Below are 23,807 nucleotides of genomic sequence, written 5' to 3'. Positions count from 1 at the left end.
GAAAGAGTTTCGGGAGGAAGAGATGGCAAGCAAAGACTTCGAGCCGGACGTGAAGGTCCGCACGAAGGAATACAGGATCGGCTGCGTCGGCGCCGGCATGATCATGGCCGAGTGCCATCTCGCCGCCTACAAGGAAGCTGGATTCCCGGTGGTGGCGATCGCCTCGCGCACCAGGGCCAGCGCCGAGAAGGTGGCGACGCGCTGGAGCATCCCCACGGTCCACGACACGCCCGAAAAACTGATCGAGGACGAGAATGTCGAGATCATCGATCTTGCCTTCCCGCCCGACCTGCAGCCGGCGCTGATCCGTCACGCGCTGAAGCAGAAGCACATCAAGGCGATCCTGGCGCAGAAGCCATTGGCCTTGTCGGTTGAGGAAGCGGTCAAGCTGCGCGACGAGGCGGCCAAGGCCGGCAAGATCCTCTCGGTCAATCAGAACATGCGCTACGACCAGTCGATGCGCGTCTTGAAGCAGATCATCGACAGCGGCGCGCTGGGCGAGATCATCTTCGCCCAGATCGACATGCACGCCATCCCCCACTGGCAAAGCTTCCTCGAGGATTACGACCGGCTGACGCTGGCCAATATGAGCGTGCATCATCTCGATGTGCTGCGCTTCCTGTTCGGTGACCCCTCAGAGATCACCACGCTGACGCGGAAGGATCCGCGCACGACATTCGACCATTCCGACGGCATCACCGTGTCGACGCTGCGCTTCCCGTCCGGCGTGCTCGCCGTGTCGCTGGAGGATGTCTGGTCCGGTCCGCGCCAGGATGGCTACAAGGACGACCAGCACATCAACTGGCGCGTCGACGGCACCAAGGGCGTCGCGAAGGGCACCATCGGCTGGCCGACGGGCGCGGCCTCGACGCTGACCTATGCCTCGACCGAGACGACCGGCGGCGAATGGGTCAGCCCGAGTTGGGACACGATGTGGTTCCCGCATGCCTTTATCGGCGTGATGGAGCAGCTCCAGCATGCGGTGAAGACCGGCACGCCGCCGGCGCTGTCGGTGGCCGACAACGTCAAGACCATGGCGCTGGTCGAGGCGGGGTATCGCTCGATCGACGAGGGCCGCACTGTCAAGCTTTCCGAAATCGCTATCTGATCACCGCAACTGAAACACCAGACAACTGAATCGCTTACAGGGAGGAATTCACACCATGATGCAGGCAGGTATTTTCACGGGCTATTTCCCGTACGGCCTCGAAGAGACGGCGAAGAAGATCCGCGGGCTCGATTTCAACACGGTGCAGCTCGACCTGCATTTCAAGGACGTCGACCTGTCGGCGGGGCAGATCACCAAGGACAAGGCCAAGAAGGTGCGCGACGTCTTCCGCGATCATCACCTGCCGGTGTGCTGCATTTCCGGCTACACAAACATCATCCATCCCGACAAGGCCGAGCGCGACAAGCGTGTCGGCTATCTCAAGGAGATCATCCGCAACGCCCGCCATTTCGGCAGCCCGTATGTGATCTCGGAAACCGGCACCTACAACACCGAATCCGACTGGGTGCATCACCCCAAGAACAAGACCGAGGAAGGGTTCGAGGAGTGCCGCAAGGTGGTCGCCGAGCTCGCCCAGACGGCCTATGACCACGGCGCGGTCTTCCTGCTCGAAACCTACGTCAACAACGTCGTCGGCTCGGTCGAGGAGACGGTGAAGATGTTCGCGCAGGTCGACCATCCCGGCCTTGGTCTGCTGATGGACCCGACCAATTATTTCGAGACGCATAACATCGACAGGATGGACCAGATCCTGAACCAGGTGTTCGACACGCTGACCGACAAGATCAGAATAGCTCACGCCAAGGACGTCAAGCGTTCGGGCGGCGACAAGTCCGAGAAGCACGCCGATATCGGCGACGAGGACGCGCTGGAGAGCCACACCTTCCGTGGCGTCGGCGAGATCGAGCTGCCGGCACCGGGCCTCGGTTCGCTGAACTACGATCTCTACCTCCAGCGGCTGGCGGAAAAGCATCCGAACATTCCTGTGATCATCGAGCATCTCTCGGAAGACGACGTGCCGCGCGCCAAGAAATTCCTCGATGGGAAGTTCCGCGCCAACGGTCTGTGACGGTCACTGCGCGCTGTCGGTTCGCGGCGGCGCGGCCCAAAAACAAGGGAGGAAAGAATGTTGAAGTTCGCATTGAAACTGGCGGCTGCCGCAACGCTGCTCGCCAGCGTCGCGCTAGGCTCGCCGGCAATGGCGCAGGATGGCCAGAAGACGTTTTACCTGCTGTCGCATGGCGGTCCCTCGGATGCGTTCTGGCTCGACTGGAATGCCGGCGCGACCAAAGCCTGCGACCAGCTCAAGGTGACCTGCAAGATCTCCTTCAGCGGCGGCGACATGGCGGCGCAGAAGGAGGCGTTCAATTCCGCGCTTGCGGCCAAGCCCGACGGCATCGCCACCACCTCGGCCCAGCCGGGCTTGTGGACCGAGGAAGTGAAGGTTGCCAAGGCGGCCGGGATCCCGATCGTGTTCTTCAACACAGACGATCCGGCGACCGGACGGCAGGCCTATGTCGGCGCCGATCTCAAGGAGGCGGGCGTCATCTGGGCCAAGTATCTCGTCGACCGCAAGATGGTGAAGCAGGGCGACAAGGTGTTCCTGCCGGTGGAAGTGCCCGGCGCCAGCTATCAGCAGCTGGAGACCGAAGGCATCGCCAGCGTCTTCGATCCGTTGGGGATCAAATATGATGTGGTCGATTGCGGCACCGACCCGGCCGGCATCATTGCCAAGATGACCGACTATATGGTGGCCAACAATCCGCCGGCGATCATCGCGCTCGGCGATTCCGTGGCGGCCAGCGTCAAACGGGTGTTCGACGGCGCAGGTGTGCCGGCCGGCAAGATCCCGGTCGTCGGCTGGGGCAATTCGAAGGAAACCGCCGAGGCCGTCAAATCCGGCTTCGTCAACGCGGCCGCCTGGCAGTTTCCGTCTGCGCAGGGCTTCATGCCGGTGGCGCTGCTCGGGCTCGCCGCGTCGGGCGAACCGATCGGCTACGACATCCATACTTTCAGCCTTTACGACGCCTCAAGCGTCGAACCGATCCTGAAACTCTACGACACGAAGTGAAAACCGGTGCCCGCGGCGCAGGCCGCGGGCACCACTTCAAAGCATGGTTCAAGCAGTCATGATGATCGCCGCAGAAGACGAAATGCCTGTCGGGAAACGCAGATCGAGCCTTATACGCTCGCCGCAATTCTCCTCGCTCGTCATCCTCATTGTCCTGCTCGCGATTTTCGCCATCGCCGATGCCAATTTCCTGTCGCCGCTCAACATCTCCAACATGATGGCGTTCCTCCCCGAGCTCGGCATCATCGCGCTCGGCATGACGCTGCTTCTGACGGCGGGCGAATTCGACCTGTCGGTTGGTGCCGTGTTCGGGCTGGCGCCGGTCGTCGTCATGCTTCTGGTGCAGAACGGAGGCGTCGATATCGGCTTCGCGCTTCTGGCCGGGCTTCTGCTGTGCGTCGCCATCGGCGCGATCAACGGGTTGATCGTCACCAAGATCGGCATTTCGTCCTTCCTGGTCACGCTGTCCATGCTGCTCGTGGTGCGCGGGGCGGCGCTCTACATCACGCAGGGCTTTCCGCTGAAATCCTGGGACCAGCCAGGCTTTTTCGTCACGCTGCTGGCCGGCAGCTTCAATGTCGGTTCGTTCAGGTTCTACACCTCGCTGTGGTGGTTCATCGGTCTCTCGCTGCTGGCGATCTACGTGCTGCGCTATGCCAAGCTCGGCAACTGGATCAGCGCCATCGGCTCCAACCGGAACGCGGCGGTGGCGCGCGGCGTGCCGGCGGACGCAGTCAAGGTGTGGCTGTTCATCCTGACTTCGGTCCTGGCGGGACTGGCCGGCATGATCAGCGCTTTCCGCATCTCGGCCGCCTCACCGGTGGCCGGCACCGGCTACGAGCTCGAAGTGATCGCCATGGTGGTGGTCGGCGGCACGGCGCTGACCGGCGGACGCGGCACGATCCTCGGCACCATCGTCGGCGCGCTGATGCTGCGCGCGATCCGCAACGGCATCGTGCTGATCGGCGTGCCGGGCCTCGCCTACAACATCTTCGTCGGCCTCATCATCCTCGCCATGCTCATCCTGCACGCTTTGCTGCAGAAGAACGCTGCGAGGGGCTGATCATGGAAGTTCTCCGGCTGCAGAATCTGCAAAAATCCTTCGGCAGCGTTCGGGCGCTGAAGAATGCGTCCTTTGCCCTCAAGGAGGGCGAGGTGGTGGCCTTGCTCGGAGACAATGGCGCCGGCAAATCGACGCTGATCAAGGCGATCTCGGGCGTGTTTCCAGCCGATCGGGGCGACATCTATGTGCGCGGCGAAAAGGTTTCGATCCGCTCGACGCGCGATGCGATGGACCTCGGCATAGAGACCATCCACCAGGACACGTCGCTGGCGCCGGATCTCAGCATTGCGCGCAATCTTTTCCTTGGGCGCGAACCGGTCAAGCTGAAATGGCTGGGCGTGTTCGCGCCGCTCGATTTCGCCAAATTGCGCGACGCGGCGTCGGCGCTGTTGAAGCGCGTCGGCATCTCGAAGAAACTCGACGCCGATGCGCTGGTCTTAACGCTGTCGGGCGGCGAGCGCCAGTCGATTGCGATTTCTCGCGCCATGCAGTTCGCCGCCAAGGTCATTATCCTCGACGAACCGACCAACAATCTCGGTGTCGAGGAAACCCATGGCGTGCTGCGCTTCGTCAAGGAGGTGCGTGACGCCGGCCATTCGGTGCTCTTGATCACCCACAACATCCATCACGTGTTCCAGGTCGCCGACCGTATCATCGTCATGCGCCGCGGCGAGATCGTCGCCGAGCAGACGGTTGCCGATACCGATCTCCTGACCGTGGAAAGCATCATCACCGGCGCCGACATGTCGGCCCTGCTGAAAGAGACGAGAGCGAAGTGAAGAAGTTGGCCGTCACATGGTAGAACTTTACGGCAAGACGCTTTCGCGCCGGCAGGTGTCGGAACGTTCGGGCATGCTGTCGCAATTTGCCGGCGTGCGGCTGATGACGCTTGGCGACGGGGTGGAACGCGGCATTCGCATGCTGGAGTTCCGTACTGGCACGGGGCTGCGCTTCACCGCGCTGGTCGACCGGGCGCTCGACATCGCCGACTGCGACTTCAAGGGCCAGGCGATCGGCTGGCATTCGCCGAGCGGCTTTCGTCATCCCGGCCTGCACGATTACGAGGGGGAGGGCGGGCTCGCCTGGGCACGCTCGTTTTCTGGGCTGCTTGTCACCTGCGGCCTCGACCACATATTGGGCCGCGAAGAGGTGCCTGCCGATAGCTACAACTACCCGGGCAAGAAGACCGTGATCCATTCGCTGCATGGCCGCGTGGGCACCATTCCAGCGCGGCTGACCGGTTATGGCGAGGCCTGGGATGGCGACCGCTGCGTGCTTTGGGCCGAAGGCATCGTTCAGCAATCGGCGGTGTTCGGCGAGGATTTGCATCTGATCCGGCGTATCGAGGCCGATGTCGGCGGCAACGAGATCCGGCTGTCGGACCGCGTCGTCAACCATGGCTTCAATCGCACGCCGCATATGTATTTTTACCACGTCAATGTCAGCCACCCCTTGCTCGACGAGGGTTCGCGCTATCTGGCGCCGATCCGCGACGTCGTCTGGGCTGGCCATGCAGGCGAACGCTACAAGGCGCAGAAGGTCGGTTACCGCACCGTGCCGGCGCCGCGACTGGGCTTCAGCGAGCAGGTCTGGCAGCACGAGATGGCGGCGGACGCCAATGGCGAGGTGCCGGTGGCGGTGGTCAATGACGGCATAGGGCTTGGCCTGGAAGTGATCACGCGCAAGGACCAGCTGCCTTGCGCCTATCAATGGCAGAATTTCCAGGCGGGGCAGTATGCGTTGGGCATCGAGCCCTCGACGCACCATGTGCTCGGCAATCTCGCCGCACGTGAGCGCGGCGAAATGATCTGGCTGGAGCATGGCGAAAGCCGTTCCTACGACGCGATGTTCCGAGTGCTCGACGGTGCCGGCGAGATCGCCGCGACGGAAGAGAGGATCGCTTCGATCGCCAGGCAACCGCAACAGGATTATCCTGCGCCGTCGGGCAATTTTCCGGGATTGGCGGACAGGGCATGATGCGAAACGAATGCTCCGGCTGGCGGGCCGGAAATCGGAGGTCGATGTGATGGCGAAAAAGCGCGACTACAGCCTGGTCGGGGAAAGCACGCGCACCGCGATCGAGACCGGGCTGGCCTCGGCCGAGTGGTATCACACCGATGTGCCGCGCAAGGCGATGAAAGAGCTGATGCAACGCTCGGACGGGCCGGCGATCCGCGACACGATCATCTGGATCGTTGCCATATTGGGCTCTGCCGCCGGGATCGCCTGGTTCTGGGGCACGTGGTGGGTGGTGCCGTTCCTGCTCGTCTATGGCGTGCTCTACGGCTCGTCCAGCGACTCGCGCTGGCACGAGTGCGGCCACGGCACCGCTTTCCGCACGCGCTGGATGAACGATGCCGTCTACCAGATCGCCAGCTTCATGCTGATGCGCAACCCGGTGACCTGGCGCTGGAGCCATGCGCGCCATCACACCGACACGATCATCGTCGGCCGCGACGCCGAGATCGCGATGATGCGTCCGCCGGACCTGCTGCGCGCCGCACTCGCCTTCACCGGCATTCTCGATTTCCGCTATTCGCTGCCGACGCTGGTGCGCAATGCGTTCGGCAGCATCTCGCCCGACGAGAAAAGCTTTATCCCCGAGATGGAGCTTCACAAGGTGGTCACCGCCGCGCGCTGGCATGTCGCCATCTATGTCGCGGCGATCGTGCTGGCGCTCTATCTGTGGTCGTTCCTGCCGCTGGTGCTGATCGGCCTGCCGCGCCTCTATGGCAGCTGGCACATGGTGCTGACCGGCCTGCTGCAGCATATCGGCCTGGCCGATAATGTCACCGACCACCGGCTGAACACGCGCACCGTCTACATGAACCCGATCAGCCGCTTCATCTACTGGAACATGAACTACCATGTCGAACATCACATGTTCCCGATGGTGCCGTATCACGCGCTGCCGAGGCTGCATGAATTGATCAAGCATGATCTGCCCGCGCCGAACCCTTCGATGTGGCATGCCTACCGCGAGGTCTGGCCGGTGCTGCTGAAGCAGCTTCAGTACGAGGACTATTTCCTCAAGCGTGAATTGCCGCCGACGGCCAGGCCGTACCGGGACGAGTTCCATGCGCTGACCGTTCCGGCGGCGGCGGAATAGGGGAGAAGCAGATGGCCGACTGGGTTGAAGCGTGTGGCGTCGACGATGTCGAGGAAGAGGATGTCATCCGCTTCGATCATGGCGGCCGTACCTTCGCCATCTATCGCAGTCCCGATGACGAGTACTTCGCAACCGACGGATACTGCACGCATGAGAAGGCGCATCTGGCCGATGGGCTGGTGATGGACGACATCATCGAATGCCCCAAGCACAATGGCCGCTTCAACTACAAGACGGGTGTGGCCCGAGGCGCACCGGTATGCGTCAATCTCGCCACCTATCCGGTGAAGGTCGAGGCTGGCAAAGTGATGATCCAGATCGGCTGACCTGCCGCCGAATGCAACTGAGGGAACCCATTTGATGAGCCGAAAAAGACCAACGGTGGCGGATTTGCGCGCCATGAAGGGCAAGCGACAGCTGACCATGCTGCGCGTGCTGACGATGGACGAGGCCGAGGCCGCCGAGCGCGCGGGGGTCGACATCGTCTCGGTGCCGCCCGAACTGGTGCTCAACCCGCAATACCGGGACGCCGCACCCAGCCTGTTCACCATGCCGGGCGACAATTTCTACGAGATCGGCACGGCGGACGATTTCGTGCGCTGGGCTTTCCTGCTCTACAAGGCCGGCGCCGACGCGGTCTATTGCAGCGCCGGTTACGCCACGATCAAGCGGATGGCCGATGACAATATCCCGGTGATCGGCCATGTCGGGCTGATCCCGTCACGGGCCACCTGGACCGGCGGCTTCAAGGCGGTCGGCAAGACCGCCGACACCGCCATGGAGGTCTTCGCGGCGGTGAAGCAGCTGGAAACTGTCGGCGCCATCGGCGCCGAGATCGAGGTCGTACCGGTCGAGGTGGCCAAGGCGATCTCTGAACGGACATCGTTGATCATGCTGTCGATGGGAGCGGGCACCGGTTGCGATGCGCAATATCTGTTCGCTGACGACATCCTCGGCCAGAACCGTGGCCACATGCCCCGTCACTCCAAGGTCTACCGCAACTTCGCCGCCGAGTATGATCGTTTGCAGGCCGAGCGTATCGCCGCGTTCTCGGAATATGTTGCCGATGTCAACAGTCTTGCCTATCCCGAAGACAAGCATGTGGTGCATATGGATCCGGCTGAGCTCAGCCTGTTCATGAAAAGGGTCGACAGGGCGTGAAATCTCAAGGCAATGATGCGACGGACGACGCCGCGCCGGTTCATATTCTTACGCTTTCTTGCGAGGACCAGCCGGGGATCGTCGCCGCGGTCACGGCGGAGCTTGCCGCGAACGGCGCCAACATCGCCGAAAGCAGCCAGTTCTGGGACCGGCAGACCAATCGCTTTTTCATGCGGATCGCCTTCATCAGCCCGCCAGGCTCGACCAGGGACAGTCTGGAACGGGCCTTGAAATCAAGTGTCGACCGGTTCGGCATGAAGACCGCGCTCGTCGATCAGGGGCGCCGCCCGAAGATCATCGTCATGGTCTCCAGGTTCGACCACGCGCTTCTGCATCTGCTGTACCAGATCAGGGTCGGCTGGCTGAACGCGGAGGTTGCCGCCGTCGTCTCCAACCACGAGGATGCCCGCCGCTTCGCCGAGCTGGAGGGCATTCCCTACCACCATTGGCCGACCACCAGGGAGAACAAGGCCGAGCAGGAACAGAAGCTGCTGGACCTGGTGCAGCAAACAGGGGCCGAACTGGTCATCCTGGCGCGCTACATGCAGGTGTTCTCGAAAAGCCTGTCGGACCGGCTGTTCGGACGGGCGATCAACATCCACCATTCCTTCCTGCCGAGCTTCAAGGGCGCCAAGCCTTATCACCAGGCCTTCGACCGCGGCGTCAAGCTGATCGGTGCGACGGCGCATTACGTCACGTCCGACCTCGACGAGGGCCCGATCATCGATCAGGAGACCGAACGCGTCACCCATGCGATGAGCGCCGAGGATTTCGTTGCCGTCGGGCGCGACATCGAAAGCCGGGTGCTGGCGCGCGCGGTCAAGCTGCATCTCGAAGCCCGCGTCATGCTCAACGGCCACAAGACCGTCGTTTTCTGAGCGAAGCCGCGTCAGGCCGGCCAGCTTCCGCCGGCGAGCGCAGCGTAAAGTGCCTCGGCGTCGATACCGAGCGGCCGGTCCTCTTTCAGCATGGGGACGAGAGCGCGTATCGCCGCGTGAAGTGCGGCGGTGCCTGGCGCCAATGTGAAGCCGTCGCGCAGGTCTATGGCCTGTGCGGCGGCCATCAGTTCGAAGGCGATCAGCCGCCGCCACAGCTCGATCATCCCGGCGCATTTCGCAACCGCCAGAGGCGTCTGCGTGGCGTGATCCTCGACGCCTTCCGACACGGCCAGGAAGTCGAGCATCACCGGATTAGCCTTGTGGCGGATGGCGGCCAGGATCGAGGTCACTGTCTTCTGCAGCGGCACGAAGCCGGCCGAGGCGCCGCCGACCGGCGACAGATATTTCGGCAGGCCATTGCGGCCCGAGCCAGTGAGCTGGATAAAGCGGGCGGCACTGGCCGCGGCACATTGGGCGATCGCCAGGCCGAGCGTCTCGAAGGCGAGCGCCAGTGCGGCGGTGTGGAAATTGCCGGTCGACAGCACCAACTCATCATCGCCCAGCACCAGCGGATTGTCGGCGGCGGCGTTGAGTTCGATCTCGACAGCCTGTCTCGCCTGACCGATCGCCTCGATCAGCGCGCCATGGATCGACGGCATGCAGCGGATCGACAGCGGGTCCTGCAAGGTGGTCGGCACCAGCGCCTCGTCGCGGACGAGCAGATCGTGCAGCACCTTGGCTGCTTCCTGCTGGCCGGCCGCCGGGCGCGCCATGTGCAAGCGCGGATCGAGGATGGTGCGGTTGGCACCAAAACCTTCCATGGTCAGCGCCCCGGTCTGCTGTTGCTGGGCAAGAGCCGACAGCGCATCCGTCACCGCAAGCGCGCCGCTGCCGGCGGACACCGCCGAGGCATTGATCAGCGACAGCCCATCCTTGGGCGCCAGGCTGATGGGGGCGAGGCGCGCCATCATCAGTGCCTTGGCCGCCGGCATGCGACGGCCCTGATAGTCTGCTTCGCCTTCGCCGGTGAGCATGCGGGCGAGTGCCGTCATCAGCACCAGATCGCCGGCGCCGATCGAGCCGAGTGACGGCATGACGGGATGGACGCCGGCGTTGAGCGCGTCGACCAAAGCGACGAAGACGGAGGGCGAAAGGCCGGAGCCGCCAACCGACAGCATCGCGGCGCGGGCAAGCATAGTAGCGCGCACGGCTTCAACCGGCAGCACCTCGCCGACGGCGCCGCTGCGTCCTTCAAGCAATTGGCGCTGGAAGGCGCCGGCGTCGCCGTCGACAGCAGTGCCGAGATTGGCGCCGAGTCCGGTGTTCAGGCCATAGATCTGCTGGCCGGATGCGGCGGCCTGGTCGAGCACTTTTCGCGCCTTCTGCAGCCTGCCGATGACATCGGGTCCGATCTCCACCTTGCGACCATCGCGGGCCACGGCGGCGACATCGCCAATGCCGACGCCGGCTCCGGAGAGGACGAGCACGGTCATGCGAAGCGCAGCCGCTGGCCAATGCCTTGCACTTGCGCCTTGGCCAGCATCGCCTTGCCCAGCGCAATGTCGGACAGCGACAGGCCACGATGCCAGAATAGGATCGTTTCGTCGTCGCTTTCGCGCCCGACTTTCAGACCGGCGGCGATCTGGCCAAGCTCGGCGTGCAGCGTCTTCTCGCTCAGCCGCCCGGTCTCGACATGGGCGCGCAGCGAGCCGAACTTGCCGCCCTTGCACTGGCCCCAATCGTCGACGACCATTTTCTGCATGATCTCGGTCAGCGACAGTTCGACCGCGCTCATCGTGCCATAGGGCACGACCAGCGCGCCGGGCTTGATCCATTCGGTCTTCAGCAATGGCTGCGGCTCCGGCAGCCGCGAGGCTTCGACGACGATGTCGGCGCCCTCGATGCAGCTCTTCCAGTCGGCCACCGCAGTGACCGTCTTGCCGAGATCGGCGGAGAGTTTGGCGGCAAAACCGTCGCGGCTTTCCGGCCGGCGCGAATGGACGCGGATCTCGTCGAAGTCGAAGAGATGGTCGAGCAGGCGCACGTTCCAGTAGGCGGTGCCGCGCGCGCCGATATGGGCCAGTACCTTGGAATTCTTGCGCGCCAGATGTTTGGCGCCGATGGCGGTGACAGCGCCTGTGCGCATGTCGGTGATGACGGTGGCGTCGAGGATGGCGCGCGGCGTGCCGGTTCGCGGATCGAACAGATTGAGGATGCCGAATTCGGAAGGCAGGCCATGCAGGTAATTGTCGACATAGTCGCCGACGATTTTCACGCCCGCCGTGTCGAGCGGCGCGACGTAGCCACGCAAGACATTGAAATGACCGTGGAAGGACGGGTCCGGTTCGAGATGGACGCGCGGCTCGATCACCGTCTGGCCGTTGCCTTGCGCCACCAGGCCAGCCTCGACGGCGGCAATGATTTCACCATCGGTCATGGCAAGGGCATCGATGTCGAGGGCATTGAGGTAGTCGATATAGATGGGCTTCATTTTACGCAGACACTTTCCTCGGCCACCCCGTCCATCCCATAGCAGGCCATGGCGCGACCCGAAAGTTTCGCGACACGAAAGTTTGTTGCGCTATCTCTGGACGCGGCCGGCCAAATGCTGTTCAAACCGGTTCCGTCATGACTGCCATTCCCGATACCGAAATCTTACCCGAAACGGCCACCAATGCGCGGCGCGTGGCGCTGATCGTCGCCATCGCCTTCTTCATGCAGTTGCTGGATTCGACGATCATCTCGACCTCGCTGCCGCAGATGGGCGCGTCCTTCGGCGTGTCGCCGGTGGCAATGAGCATCGGCATCACCGTCTACATGCTGACCATGGCGGTGTTCGTGCCGCTGTCGGGCTGGCTCGCCGACCGGTTCGGGGCGCGCAACATCTTCCTGCTGGCGATCGTCCTGTTCACCCTGGCCTCGCTCGCCTGCGGCCTCTCGCAAACCCTGACCCAGTTCGTCGCCGCCCGTGTCGTGCAAGGGCTCGGCAGCGCGCTGATGACGCCGGTCGGGCGGATTCTCGTCCTGCGCAATGCGTCGAAATCCGAATTGCTCAACGCCACGGCGCTGATCACCTGGCCGGCACTGTTTGCGCCGGTGGTCGGGCCGGTACTCGGCGGCTTCATCACCACCTATCTGTCCTGGCACTGGAATTTCTTCATCAACATCCCGCTCGGCGTGATCGGGCTGGCGCTGGTCGCGCGCTTCATTCCGGGCGACCGTGTGGCTGACCCCAAGCCGCTCGACTGGCCGGGTTTTTTCCTGACATCGGCCGGACTTGCCCTGCTGCTCTATGGCCTTGAACGCATTGCTCATCCGGAGGACGGCGTGCTGCCGACAGCGCTGCTGATCGTTGCCGGCATCGTCATAGGCTGGCTGGCGGTACGGCATCTCCGGCGGGCGCCGCATCCGCTGCTCGATCTCTCCTCGTTCAATGTGCTGACCTTTGCCATCTCGACATTGGCCGCCGGTACCATTTTCAGGGTGGCGATCAATGCCACGCCGTTCCTGCTGCCACTGCTGTTCCAGGTCGGCTTTGGCCTCTCGCCCGTCGATGCCGGCTTGATGATCCTGGCCTATTTCCTCGGCAATCTCGGCATGAAGACGGTGACGACGCCAACGCTGCGGCGTTTCGGTTTCCGCTCGGTGATGGTCGTCAACGGCATCATCGCCTCGGCCTCGATCATGGCTTGCGGGGCGATCTCGCCGCAGACGCCACAGGCGCTGGTGGTGGCGCTGATGCTGATTGCCGGCCTGACGCGCTCGATGCAGTTCACCGCGCTCAACACACTGGCCTTCGCCGACATCGATGCGGCGCAACGAAGCTCGGCGGCGACCCTGTCCTCGATGCTGCAGCAGGTGGCGATGCTGTTCGGCGTCGCGGTGGCGGCGGCGATCCTCAATTTGTCGCAGATCGTCAGGGATCGCCCCGCTCTCGACCTTGTGGATTTTCGAATCGCCTTCCTGGCGATCGGCGCCATCGGGCTGGTGGCGGCGTTGCGTTTTCTCGTGCTGCCGCCAAGTGCGGGCGCGGAGGTTTCCGGCCACTCGCCGGGAAATTGAGATCGATTTTTCCGCCTGATGCGGAGATAAATTCCGTCTCGTCCTTTCGCCGTAGTGCAGCGCTTTCGCGAGCGGCCGCAATGGCGCAACCAATTGCCAAAGTGCAGGCTTTTCCATGCATTGCGCCAGCTTCGGCAATCGACGCGTCCACTCGGTAAATATCGCTGCCGGCCTGGGTTCCGAGCGCGGATTCATTTGACGAACCGGCGTTGGGCCGATTAGCGTTCTTTCCCAGGGATGGCAGCGCTGCCATCGGGGCAAACGCAGACATGAACACGATCGGCTGGCCGAATTACAGGAGCCTGAATCAGGAAGGCATTGTCTTTGCCATAGCGGTGGTGCTGTTCGTTGCAGCGGCCATAGGCCTGCCGGGCTTCATCGACCCCAACAACCTTGTCGCCATTGTCCGCTCGGTGTCGGTGCTCGGCATTCTGGCCCTTGGCATGGCTGTCGTCATCATCGGCCGCGGCATCGACCTCTCCGCCGTCGCGATCATGGCGATGTCTGTCGCCTGGTATCTGCAACTTCTGAATTCGGGGACGCCGGACGGGCTGGCCTTCGCCTATGTGCTGGCCGGTGTGCTGGCCATCGGCCTGCTCAATGGCTTTCTCGTCGCCTATGCCGACGTGCCGGCGATCTTCGTGACGCTGGCGACAGGCTCCTTCGTCTTCGGCTATGTGCGCTCGCAACTGATCACGCAGGATGCCGTGCCGGTGCCGCAGGGCCATTGGGTCGAGCTGCTCGGCGGCCTGCGCTTCCTCGATGTTCCCATCGAGGTGTTCGTCTTCGCCGGCCTGGCATTCCTGTTCTTCCTGTTCCTGCGCTACACCAAATGGGGACGCTACATCTATTTCGCCGGCGACAATCCGGTGGCGGCGCGCAACATCGGCATTCCGGTGCGGCCGATGCTGGTGCTGCGCTATGTGCTTTCCGCCCTGGTCGCACTGGTCGCCGGCCTGCTGACGGCGGCGAGCCTGCATTCGATCAACACCCGGGTCGTCAACTCAACGCTGCTCTACGATATCGTGCTGGTGGCGGTGATCGGCGGCATCGGCCTGTCCGGCGGGCGCGGCGGGGTGCGCAACGTGCTGGTCGGTGCGGCACTGATCGGCATCCTGCTCAACGCCATGACCATCATCGACATTCCGCTGCTCTACCAGAACCTGATCAAGGCAGCGATCCTGCTCGGCGCCATCATCGTCGACGGCATCATCAATCCACGTGACGAGCAGACCGCCCAGCAAGGCGATATCTAAACCTACCGCGGACGGTTGGGGCCGGCCGTGAACAGCAACAGCAAAAACAGAGGATCTGACATGAAACTGATCAAGACACTTATGGCCGCCGCCACGGCGCTTGCCGTTACCACTTTCGTGGCGCCAACCTTTGCCGCCGATGATCCCGGCCCGGCCGCCTATGCGCAGGCGCTCAAGGGCAAGCGCGTCATGCTGGTGCCGCTGGCGATGGGCTTCGACCTGGCGCAGGGTTGGTCGCATTACCTGAAGACAGAAGTCGAGGCCTGGGGCGGCGTATTCGAGACGCGTGACCCGAACTGGGTCGTCGATGCCGGCGCGCAGGCGATCACCGACGCCATCTCGTCGGACACCAGGCCGGACGTGCTGATCATCCATGCGCCGGACCTCAACTCCTATTCCAAGCTGATGAAGAAGGCGCAGGCCGCGGGCACCTACGTGATACTGGTCGACAATCCGGCGAACTTCCCGGCTGATGCCTTTGTCGGCAGCGACTGGGACCGGCTCGGCCAGCTCGAGGCCGAAGCGGCGATCAAGGGCTGCGGCCCGAACTCGTCAAAGAAGATCGGCCTTGTGCAGGGTGACCAGGCCAACTCCTCCAGCCTCTATCAGTATGCCGGCATCATGAAGGTGCTGGACAAGAATCCCGACTTCAAGGTGGTGGCAAAGCCCGATTCAAACTGGGATGCGACGACCTCGCGCAACGTGACGACGACGATGCTGCAGCAGAACCCGGACATCTGCGCCATCATCGATTTCTGGGATGGTGACGCCACCGGCGCGGCCGCCGCGATCCGCGACGCCAAGCTCGACGGCAAGGTGTTCCTGGTCACCACGGGCGGTGGCGAGAAGGCGGCCGATTGCGACAAGCTGCAGGACGGCACCTATGGCGCCGTGGTGATGACCGATCTTGCTCGCCAGTCGGGCGACATGAACGCGATCATCAAGTTCCTGCTGCAGAGCGGCCAGCCGGCCGGCACCTCGCACACCTACATCTACACGCTGGAAAAGGCGACGACCAAGGCCGACCTGAAGCCCGACAGCTGCTGGGACCTGAAGGCGCTGCAGGCGCAAGCGGCTGCGAAATAAGCCGATCCTTGCCAACACCGATCAACGAGGTGGCCGGATTGCCCGGCCACCTCTTTCTCATGGAATAGCAGCTGCCGATGTCCTTTCGCGAACGCCTCCAGTCCTGGCGCTACAATCTCGTGCCCGACCATGTCGTCGGCGAGATCCTGACCAAACGCTGGACCGACAACGCCATTCCGTTCCTGGCGCTGGTGGCGACGCTGGCAACCTTCGGTTCGATCATTCCCGGCTTCTTCAAGCTGACGGCGCTGCAGGAATCGACCCGCCAGCTTGGCGAGTTCTCGATGGTCGTCACCGGCATGACGGTGGTGATGCTGGGTGGCGGCATCGACCTGTCGGTCGGCTCGATCTTCGCGCTGTCCTGCTTTTCCGCCGTCTATGTTTTCTTCATCCTCGAACAGTCGATCTGGCTGGCGCTGGCTGCGTCGCTGGCCACCGGTCTCATCTTCGGCGCCATCAACGGCTACCTCGTCGGCTATCTCAGGCTGCGCGCCTTTCTGACCACGCTGGTCACCTTCATCTTCGGCCGGGCGCTGTTCGACATCCTGGTCACCACCTATGCCGCCGACGTACAGCTCTCGACCGCCACATCGGATGTGCTCGACTTCATCGGCGACAGCACCTTCTGGGGGCTGTCCGTCTCGGTGTGGCTGGCAATCATCCTGGCGATCGTCACCCACATCGCGCTGACCCGTTCGCGGCCGGGCTGGCATGTGCTGGCGGTCGGCGGTTCCAGGCGCTCGGCGCACAATGCCGGCATCCGCGTGCGCCGCACCGTGTTCATGACCTACGTCTTCTCCGGCTTCTGCGCCTCGATCGGCGGCTTCCTCATCGCCTGCCGGCTGAGCGGGGCAGGGCCGGGCACGGGCCTCAACCTCGAGATCATGGCGCTGACGGCGGCGGTGGTCGGCGGCGTCAGCCTCGGCGGCGGGCGCGGCTCGGTGATCAAGGGCCTGATGGGCGCCATCATCGTGCTGACCATGACCAACGGCCTGATCCGGCTGGGCTACGGCACCGGCACCAACCAGATGGTGCTGGGCATCATGCTGGCGGTGGCGGTGACCATTGACATTCGCTGGCTGAAGAACCGCCACAAGGTGCTCAACGAGGTCTATGTCGCGCCTGTCTATCTCAGAATGGGCGAAACGCAGTCGGCCGCACCCGGCTCGGGCACGCCCTACGAGCTTGATAACAGGCTGTCGGCAGCCGACCATATCGGGCTTGGCGAACTGGAGGGGCCAGAAGACGTCATCCTCGACCGCGACGACAATCTCTATTGCGGCACGCGCCATGGCGAGATCGTCCGCTTCTTCGCGCCGGACTATGTCAAATCGGAAGTGTTTGCCCATATCGGCGGCTTTCCGCTCGGCCTCGCCTTCGACAAATCGGGCAATCTGATCAGCTGCGTCGGCGCCATGGGGCTTTACTCCGTCTCGCCGGATCGGGAGGTCAAACGCCTGTCGGCCGAAACGTCGCGCTCCTGGACCTCGATCGTCGACGATGCGCGGCTGCGTGACCCCAACGACTGCGACATCGCACCCGACGGCCGCATCTATTTCACCGACTCGACCAAGCGCTACGACGCCCATGACTGGGCGCTGGACTCGATCGAGAACCGCGCCACCGGCCGGCTGCTGGTCTATGAGCCGAAGGACGGTTCGACGAAGACGCTGCTCGACGGCTATCGCTACACCAATGGTGTGTGCATGGCGCACGACGGCAAGTCGCTGTTCTTCGCCGAAAGCTGGGCCTGCCGCGTGCACCGCTACTGGCTGGAGGGGCCGAAGGCCGGTACCGCCGAGTGTGTCATCCGCGACATGCCGGGCTACCCCGACAACATCAACCGCGCCTCCGACGGCAATTACTGGATGGCGTGGCTTGGCATGCGCACGCCGAGCTTCGACCTGTCGCTGCGCCACCCCGATATGCGCAAGCGCATGACGCGCCGCTTGCCGCAGGACGAATGGCTGTTCCCCAACATCAACACCGGCGGCGTGGTGAAATTCAACGAAAAGGGCGGCATCGTCGAGGCGATGGGCGATCTCACGGGTGGCGCGCACCCGATGGTCACCTCGATGCGCGAGCACAAGGGATATCTGTTCGTCGGCGGCATCCTCAACAACCGCATCGGCCGCTACAAGATTTCAGGCGCAGACCCGAACTGGACCAGCCCCGCTTCCTATTGGGGAGCAAAGCCATGATCCTCGATCCTGTGCTGGACCTGTTTCGCGGCAAGGCGGTGACCATCCCGCCGCTCGATGGCGCTTTCCGACCCAACACATTGCTGGATGACGCGCTGGCTTTTACTGAGCTGACCGAGCCGGACAATCTGCTGGTTGCCGATGGCAGGCTGCTGGCCTCCAGCGGCAACGCAATCTATTCGATTGCTGCCGGAACCGAGCCCAGGGTTGTCGAAACCTTTCCGTCTCCGGTCACGGCGCTGGCGCTGTCGCGATCCGGCGAACTGACGGTCGGGCTGGAGAGCGGCAAGCTGCTGGTATCAGGCGAGGAGGTTTCGCTGCCGGCTGACCTCAGCTGCATCACCGCACTTGCCTATGCGGATGACGGCACGCTGTGGCTGGCCAACGGCTCGGCCGAGCATGCGCCGTCGCAATGGGCCGCCGATCTGATGAGGAAGGGCGCGTCCGGTTCGCTTTGGAAGCGAGACGCCGCGGGCGGTGATTTCCGCAAACTCGCCGGCGACATTGCCTTTCCCTATGGCCTGCACCCCGTCGGCAGGGATGTGCTGGTCAGCGAGAGCTGGCGCCATCAGTTGGTGCGCTTCAGCGCAGACGGCAATCGCGCCACGGCGCTGACGCATCTGCCCGGCTATCCCGCGCGGCTATCGCCGTCCGCCGATGGTGGCGCCTGGCTGACCTTGTTTGCGCCGCGCAACCGGCTGATCGAATTCGTGCTGCAGGAAACGCATTACCGTCAGGACATGCTGAGCCAGGTGCCGCCCGCCTACTGGATCGCGCCGGCGCTGGCCTCCAGCCGCAGCTTCCTCGAGCCGCTGCAATGCGGCGGCATCCGCACCATGGGCATCCACAAGCCATGGTCGCCGAGCCGCTCCTACGGGCTGGTGGTCAGGCTCGACCAGAAGATGCAGCCGCAATTCAGCCTGCACAGCCGCGCCAACGGCACGCGCCACGGCATCTGCAGTGTTGCGGAAAAAGACGGCCTTCTGTTCGTCGCCTCCAAAGGGGGCGACTGCATCCTTTCCGTCGCCACGGGAGGTTTCTGATGGAACCGATCGTCCGTCTGGAGAATGTCACCAAGAACTACCGCGGCGTGCCCGCGGTGAAGAATGTCAGCTTCGACCTGCGCAAGGGTGAGATCCATGCGCTGCTCGGCGAAAATGGCGCGGGAAAATCGACGCTGACCAAGATCATCGCCGGCGTGGTCGATGCCACCTCAGGCAAGATGTTCCACAAGGGCCGGGAGATCGCCTACGCTTCGCCGCATGCGGCCCTCGAGGCCGGCATCGCAATGGTGTTCCAGGAGACCAGCCTGGTCCCATCGATGACGGTCGCGCAGAACCTCTATCTCGGCACCGAAAAGTTCCTCAACCGGCTGCGCGGCACCTACATCTCCGCGCAGCAGTTCCTGCAATCGCTGAATTTTCCAGTCGACCCGAACGCGATGGTGGCGACGCTGGGTGCTGCCAAGCGGCAGATGGTCGAGATCGCGCGCGCGGTGCACCACAATGCCGAGATCATCATCTTCGACGAGCCGACGGCGACGCTGACGCCAGAAGAAAAGCGGCACTTCTTCGCGTTGATCCGGCGGCTGAAGGCGAGCGGCGTGTCGATCGTCTTCATCAGCCACGCGCTGGAAGAGGCGCTCGATATTGCCGACCGCATCACCATTCTGCGCGACGGCGAGCTGGTCATCACCGACGACACGTCCGCCTTCGACCGCGACAGGATCGTTTCCGCCATGGTCGGGCGCACTTTATCGGGGGAGATCTACCGCCAGCGCGACGAAGCAAAACTGCGCAAGGCCGGCAAGAAAGTGCTGTCGGTGCAGGACATTTCGATGAGCAATGTCGTGCGCAACACGTCCTTCTCGATCTTCGAGGGCCAGATCACCGGCGTGTTCGGGCTGATCGGCTCGGGCCGCACCGAGACCTTCAAGATCGTCTCCGGCATCTACAAGCGCGATTTTCTGCGCGGCGGCGCCATCGAGCTGGACGACAAGCCCGTGCGCTATCTCGTGCCGAGCGAAGCGGTGGCCGACGGCATCGTCTATGTCACCGAGGACCGCAAGAGCGAGGGTATTTTCGAGACGATGGGCATTGCCGAGAACCTGTTCGGCGGACTGCTGGCGGCGGGCCGCGAAAAGGCCTGGGTGATCAACGCGCAGGAGATGCGCGCACTGTCAGCCGAATGGACGAAGACGCTGAACATCAAGGCGATCAACGACAATGCGCGGGTGGTCGAACTGTCCGGCGGCAACCAGCAGAAGGTGGTGATCGGCAAGGGGTTGGTGCAGCAGCCGCGCATCGTCATCTTCGACGAGCCGACGCGCGGCGTCGATGTCGGCGCGATCGCCGAGATCCACCAGATCATCAACCGGCTGGCCGACGAGGGCCTGGCCGTCGTCGTCATCTCGTCCTACCTGCCGGAGATCATGAATTTGTCGGACCGGATTTTGGTTTGCCGGCAAGGGCGTATCGTCGAGGAATTTTCGCCGGCGGAGGCTACGGAGGAGAAGATCATGTATGCGGCCGTGCATTAGGTTTTTGGCTGGTGCCTACGTTGATAATTGGCCAGGACATCCATCCCTTCGTCATCCACGGGCGGAGCAAGGCGCGCAGCGACGCGGCGCAGACCCGAGGATCCATGCCGCGACTCGGAAGCGCCGCGACCGTGCAGAATTCTGCTCCGTTGCACTCCGCGGCTGACGTCACTGCATGGATCCTAGGGTCTCCGCGACGGCGCTTCGCGCCTGCTTCGCCCTAGGATGACGAAGTTTAGGTGCCTCGGCTAATCTTCAACGCTATTGCGGGCCAAAAACTGAGTCAAAGAAGCTGGTTAGCCGCCTTTGCTCGAAACTTGATTCAACGAGCCAGTTCGTCGGTCAAAACGAAAGGAAACACCATGGCCACCACAAGACTCCTCAGCGATGCCGAGGTGGAGAAAATCCCGGCCGTGAAGGCCGTCTTCGACGACATCCGCGCGACGCGCAAATCCGATTTCGTCAACAATTTCTGGCGCGGGTTAGCCAACGATCCGCCGGCGCTGAAGCGGATCTGGGAACAGCTGAAGGTGGTGATGGTCGCTGACAGCGCCGTCGATCCGCTGACCAAGGAGATGATCTACATCGCGGTGTCGACCGCCAATGGCTGCTCCTACTGCGTTCATTCGCACACGGCCGCCGCCCGCGCCAAGGGCATGACCGACGCGCAGCATGGCGAGTTGGTTTCGATCATAGGGTTGGCTGGACAGACCAACCATCTCGTGACGGCGATGCAGATCCCGGTCGATCCACAGTTCGAGGTGAAGTGAGGATTAGTGGCGAGCCAGTGCTCGTTCTGCGACGTTTCTAACGTGAGGAATTGGCAGCGACGCACCTAAGTCCAGCCAATGAACGCTGTTGTAAAAGCGATGCTCGGCCCTATCAACATAGCGGTCCAATAGCTTTGTCACCCGAGATTTCGGCAGCGCCAGAACGCACCTTAGAGCGAACACAACCCTGTATTCGTCATCCTTCCGATCAAGCTCGCGCAATAACACTTCATCTCTCAAATCAATAAAGACCTTCCTAGGTAATTTCTTCGCGAGCGATATCCTGATTTCGTTATCAAGATCGAGCGCCAGCAGATCAGCAACGCGACCCTTTCCTAAGGTAAGGATAGCCGCAGCCTTTTGGGACGGCAATTTTGTTTGGTAGAATTCGAGCAATCCTCTTCGACGACCAGTAGGGTAGTCGCCCAATTTCCTGATGCGCTCGATGTCGGACCAGTCTCCGAAACGGGCGAGATATTTCAAGATACCCTTTGTGGCATCAATCTCCGTATCCCTAATCACGTCCCGTACCAAGTCGAGGTCTTGGACCTTCGCCAGTCCGCAAAGAGCCGCTAGGGCGTCATTACAAAACCTTTTCAACATGAAGTTTTCAAGATTTCTTATTTTAGGTTCCTGGCCGGCGACGATGGTCCCTGCGCTCCTTTCTTCATCAATCTTCCTGTCGAAATAGCCTTTGAAGCGGTCCCTCAAATTCTGCCTAATTTCGTCGCTAAATTTGGATGCGAACCGCGAATATAGAACGGACAATTCCCTTTCGCTGAATACGCCAGCGCTATTCGCTCTGGACCGCAGTGTTGAGAAATCAAGTTCAAGTAACCGGTTCATACGATAGATCTCGTAGTAGGTGTCATCCGTTTCACGGCCTGCAAACAAGCCAATCAAACTGTTGGATGGTTTGGTAATACATAGCGCCTGTTTTGCGACGTCGTCGTCAAGCTTGACGCCGTTTTTCTTTAAGGTCTCCGCAGCCAGTAGCCGGATTTCATGGTTGCTGTCGGTTAGAAGCGTTTCCGCCGCCTCCAACGCAATCTCGCTACGCGCATACAGAAGTTGAACCGCGTGAAGCCTAATAGACTCGGATTTGGCCGCTAAACATGAAAGCACCGTTTCTGTCGCTAGTGATTGCGAATTGCTGAAAAGCACATCCGCCAATTTCTGACCGACCTTATCAACTTCCTTTTCAACAACACGCTTGAGCGCGCCGTCCAGGTTGGTCCGCGACAAGATGCTGACGATCGCTTCCTCCACTTTCGTCCGGCGCTGTGGCGAACATTGCGCCGCTGCTTCTTCGATAAGAGGTAGGTCATCGTCGGTCGCATTTGAGCCCAAGAATGATAGGGCTGCGTCAAAGACTTGGCTAGAAGTTGCATCAGATAACCATGACGCAAGAACACGCTTCTGATCGAAGTACTCGTGAAGCGAAGGGATTGATTGAGACCCAAGGTCCAAAATCTCAATGGCGTACCGCTGCTCGCTTTCACTCCCGACTGCAGCGAGTACTTCGACACGGCTCCAGATGCCGCCCTCATCTTCGTACCTAGCAAGCCAGCGCCACAGGGGGACATTCTGATATTGAAATCCCACAACACCGCTGTCTACTAACGCTCGGACCTCTTGCTTCGAAAGTGCAGCATTTCTAAACTTTTGAAAAATCAAGTTCGCATCGTGATTGCCAACGTAGAACTCATCATTCCCCGACCGGCTAACAGAGGTTCCTATCAACCGTAGACGGGCTACTTCGTGCGCCGAAGTGCTTTCCCAATTCGGTGGTCTCTGCATCAGGCCATGAAGAAAATCTCGTGCCCCTTGATCGATCAACCAAGAATCAGAGGTTGAATCGAAGGAGCATCCTTGGGTTGACTAGATTGCGGGTCTTCTACAGTAAATATTTCGGTTTCACGCCAGCCTATCTCCTCTAATTTATCCCGAATAGTGTCTCGGAAAACCTGATGATCAGAGAAATCTTTGAAAAAGATTTTGTTCTCGTCGATGCATTTTTGCCGAAATTTTAACACCTTTCCGAGACCTTCGCCCGGCTTCATGTTAGGTGGAACTTCGACCATTTTGAAATAGATGGCCATGTCTTTCATGAGGCCATTTTCAATGCGGGCTTTAGATCTGAAATATTCTTCTTCGAAACCAGACGAATAATCCGGACCTGTCTTTGAACCCCAATTGTCGCAGAGTACCCCGATAAAGTAATCGCACTTGTCGAGGTCGTCATTAATTTTGCTTTGGGCGCGGACGTAACCTGGGACTGCGTCTTCCCATCCCAACAGCTTAAACTGAAGCCTCCAGCGATCAGAATGGCTGCGGTTTACACTGTTAACAACGTCATGCGCTGCTCGCCGTTCGTCTTTCAAGCCGCCAGGTGAGCCAATAAAAATACGAACTATTTTCTGTTTATCCGACACAGTTTTGCCCGTCCGCCCGCAGTGCATTGGCCCGTTGAGTCCCTGTTGGAGAGCGTAACGTGACGGTTGAAACCCGTCTAGACGGCTGATCGGACTAGAGCGTTTCATATTTTGACGGAAGCGTAGCCTGCGTTTTCGAAGTAGTTCTTGCATTCGGCTGCCTCGAT

The 23,807-nt window shown here is 61.8% G+C and carries 21 protein-coding genes; 17 read left to right on the top strand and 4 right to left on the bottom strand.

All coding sequences use genetic code 11. The features are described from left to right. The first annotated feature begins 22 nt into the window (after window positions 1-22). The 10 genes from X735_RS137670 to purU all read left to right on the top strand — a co-directional run bounded on the left by X735_RS137670 (window position 23) and on the right by purU (window position 9,291). Complete coding sequence (locus tag X735_RS137670) at window positions 23-1,108, top strand: Gfo/Idh/MocA family oxidoreductase (protein WP_023814033.1); 1,086 nt, start codon at window positions 23-25, stop codon at window positions 1,106-1,108. A 55-nt stretch (window positions 1,109-1,163) separates the two neighbouring features. Beyond that, window positions 1,164-2,078, top strand: a complete 915-nt coding sequence (locus X735_RS137675; RefSeq protein WP_023814032.1) for a sugar phosphate isomerase/epimerase — start codon at window positions 1,164-1,166, stop codon at window positions 2,076-2,078. Between the two features lie 57 nt (window positions 2,079-2,135). Further along, a complete protein-coding gene (locus tag X735_RS137680) occupies window positions 2,136-3,080 on the top strand; it encodes a substrate-binding domain-containing protein (RefSeq protein WP_023814031.1) in 945 nt (314 codons plus the stop codon). An 82-nt stretch (window positions 3,081-3,162) separates the two neighbouring features. Continuing rightward, a complete protein-coding gene (locus X735_RS137685; protein WP_031213848.1) occupies window positions 3,163-4,143 on the top strand; it encodes an ABC transporter permease in 981 nt (326 codons plus the stop codon). A 2-nt stretch (window positions 4,144-4,145) separates the two neighbouring features. After that, a complete protein-coding gene (locus X735_RS137690; protein ID WP_023814029.1) occupies window positions 4,146-4,922 on the top strand; it encodes an ATP-binding cassette domain-containing protein in 777 nt (258 codons plus the stop codon). A gap of 16 nt (window positions 4,923-4,938) precedes the next feature. Continuing rightward, complete coding sequence (locus tag X735_RS137695; protein ID WP_023814028.1) at window positions 4,939-6,120, top strand: aldose 1-epimerase family protein; 1,182 nt, start codon at window positions 4,939-4,941, stop codon at window positions 6,118-6,120. Between the two features lie 49 nt (window positions 6,121-6,169). Beyond that, window positions 6,170-7,252, top strand: coding sequence for a fatty acid desaturase family protein (locus tag X735_RS137700; RefSeq protein ID WP_031213846.1), 1,083 nt, complete (start codon window positions 6,170-6,172; stop codon window positions 7,250-7,252). An 11-nt stretch (window positions 7,253-7,263) separates the two neighbouring features. Next, on the top strand, window positions 7,264-7,578 hold the full coding sequence (locus tag X735_RS137705; protein WP_013530832.1) for a MocE family 2Fe-2S type ferredoxin: 315 nt from the start codon (window positions 7,264-7,266) through the stop codon (window positions 7,576-7,578). A gap of 34 nt (window positions 7,579-7,612) precedes the next feature. Further along, on the top strand, window positions 7,613-8,413 hold the full coding sequence (locus X735_RS137710; protein ID WP_031213845.1) for a 3-methyl-2-oxobutanoate hydroxymethyltransferase: 801 nt from the start codon (window positions 7,613-7,615) through the stop codon (window positions 8,411-8,413). Continuing rightward, on the top strand, window positions 8,410-9,291 hold the full coding sequence (purU, locus tag X735_RS137715; protein ID WP_023814025.1) for a formyltetrahydrofolate deformylase: 882 nt from the start codon (window positions 8,410-8,412) through the stop codon (window positions 9,289-9,291). The genes X735_RS137710 and purU overlap by 4 nt, the downstream gene beginning before the upstream one ends. An 11-nt stretch (window positions 9,292-9,302) precedes the next feature. Here the strand turns inward: purU and hutH are convergent, their stop codons facing one another. Both hutH and X735_RS137725 read right to left on the bottom strand, forming a co-directional pair. Next, window positions 9,303-10,784: a histidine ammonia-lyase gene (gene hutH / locus X735_RS137720; protein WP_023814024.1), complete on the bottom strand. Its 1,482-nt coding sequence runs from the start codon at window positions 10,782-10,784 to the stop codon at window positions 9,303-9,305. After that, window positions 10,781-11,782 carry an ornithine cyclodeaminase family protein gene (locus X735_RS137725; RefSeq protein ID WP_023814023.1) on the bottom strand — a complete coding sequence of 334 codons (1,002 nt, stop codon included), beginning with the start codon at window positions 11,780-11,782 and terminating at the stop codon, window positions 10,781-10,783. Before X735_RS137725 ends, hutH begins: the two co-directional genes overlap by 4 nt. 137 nt (window positions 11,783-11,919) lie before the next feature. On the opposite strand from X735_RS137725, the gene X735_RS137730 reads away from it, so the two are divergent. From X735_RS137730 to X735_RS137760, 7 genes are all read left to right on the top strand, one after another. Beyond that, window positions 11,920-13,353: a DHA2 family efflux MFS transporter permease subunit gene (locus X735_RS137730; RefSeq protein ID WP_023814022.1), complete on the top strand. Its 1,434-nt coding sequence runs from the start codon at window positions 11,920-11,922 to the stop codon at window positions 13,351-13,353. 269 nt (window positions 13,354-13,622) lie between these two features. Continuing rightward, entirely contained in the window at window positions 13,623-14,609 is a 987-nt protein-coding gene (locus X735_RS137735) for an ABC transporter permease (RefSeq protein ID WP_023814021.1), read from the top strand. A gap of 60 nt (window positions 14,610-14,669) precedes the next feature. After that, the gene (locus tag X735_RS137740; protein ID WP_023814020.1) at window positions 14,670-15,695 is read left to right on the top strand and encodes a sugar ABC transporter substrate-binding protein; all 1,026 of its coding nucleotides are present in this window, start codon (window positions 14,670-14,672) and stop codon (window positions 15,693-15,695) included. Between the two features lie 77 nt (window positions 15,696-15,772). Beyond that, on the top strand, window positions 15,773-17,896 hold the full coding sequence (locus X735_RS137745; protein WP_023814019.1) for an SMP-30/gluconolactonase/LRE family protein: 2,124 nt from the start codon (window positions 15,773-15,775) through the stop codon (window positions 17,894-17,896). Further along, on the top strand, window positions 17,893-18,939 hold the full coding sequence (locus tag X735_RS137750; RefSeq protein ID WP_023814018.1) for a hypothetical protein: 1,047 nt from the start codon (window positions 17,893-17,895) through the stop codon (window positions 18,937-18,939). Before X735_RS137745 ends, X735_RS137750 begins: the two co-directional genes overlap by 4 nt. Beyond that, window positions 18,939-20,435 carry a sugar ABC transporter ATP-binding protein gene (locus X735_RS137755; RefSeq protein WP_023814017.1) on the top strand — a complete coding sequence of 499 codons (1,497 nt, stop codon included), beginning with the start codon at window positions 18,939-18,941 and terminating at the stop codon, window positions 20,433-20,435. Before X735_RS137750 ends, X735_RS137755 begins: the two co-directional genes overlap by 1 nt. A 362-nt stretch (window positions 20,436-20,797) precedes the next feature. Then, a complete protein-coding gene (locus tag X735_RS137760) occupies window positions 20,798-21,205 on the top strand; it encodes a carboxymuconolactone decarboxylase family protein (RefSeq protein WP_023814016.1) in 408 nt (135 codons plus the stop codon). Between the two features lie 3 nt (window positions 21,206-21,208). Here X735_RS137760 and X735_RS137765 read toward each other — a convergent pair whose 3' ends face one another. Further along, complete coding sequence (locus tag X735_RS137765) at window positions 21,209-22,882, bottom strand: hypothetical protein (protein ID WP_155930623.1); 1,674 nt, start codon at window positions 22,880-22,882, stop codon at window positions 21,209-21,211. Between the two features lie 158 nt (window positions 22,883-23,040). Beyond that, on the bottom strand, window positions 23,041-23,807 hold a 767-nt coding region (locus tag X735_RS137770; protein ID WP_210164050.1), incomplete at its 5' end, for a DUF4062 domain-containing protein.

This window comes from Mesorhizobium sp. L2C084A000 (assembly GCF_000502875.1).
Lineage (GTDB): Bacteria > Pseudomonadota > Alphaproteobacteria > Rhizobiales > Rhizobiaceae > Mesorhizobium.
This window is presented reverse-complemented; position numbering and strand designations above follow the sequence as displayed.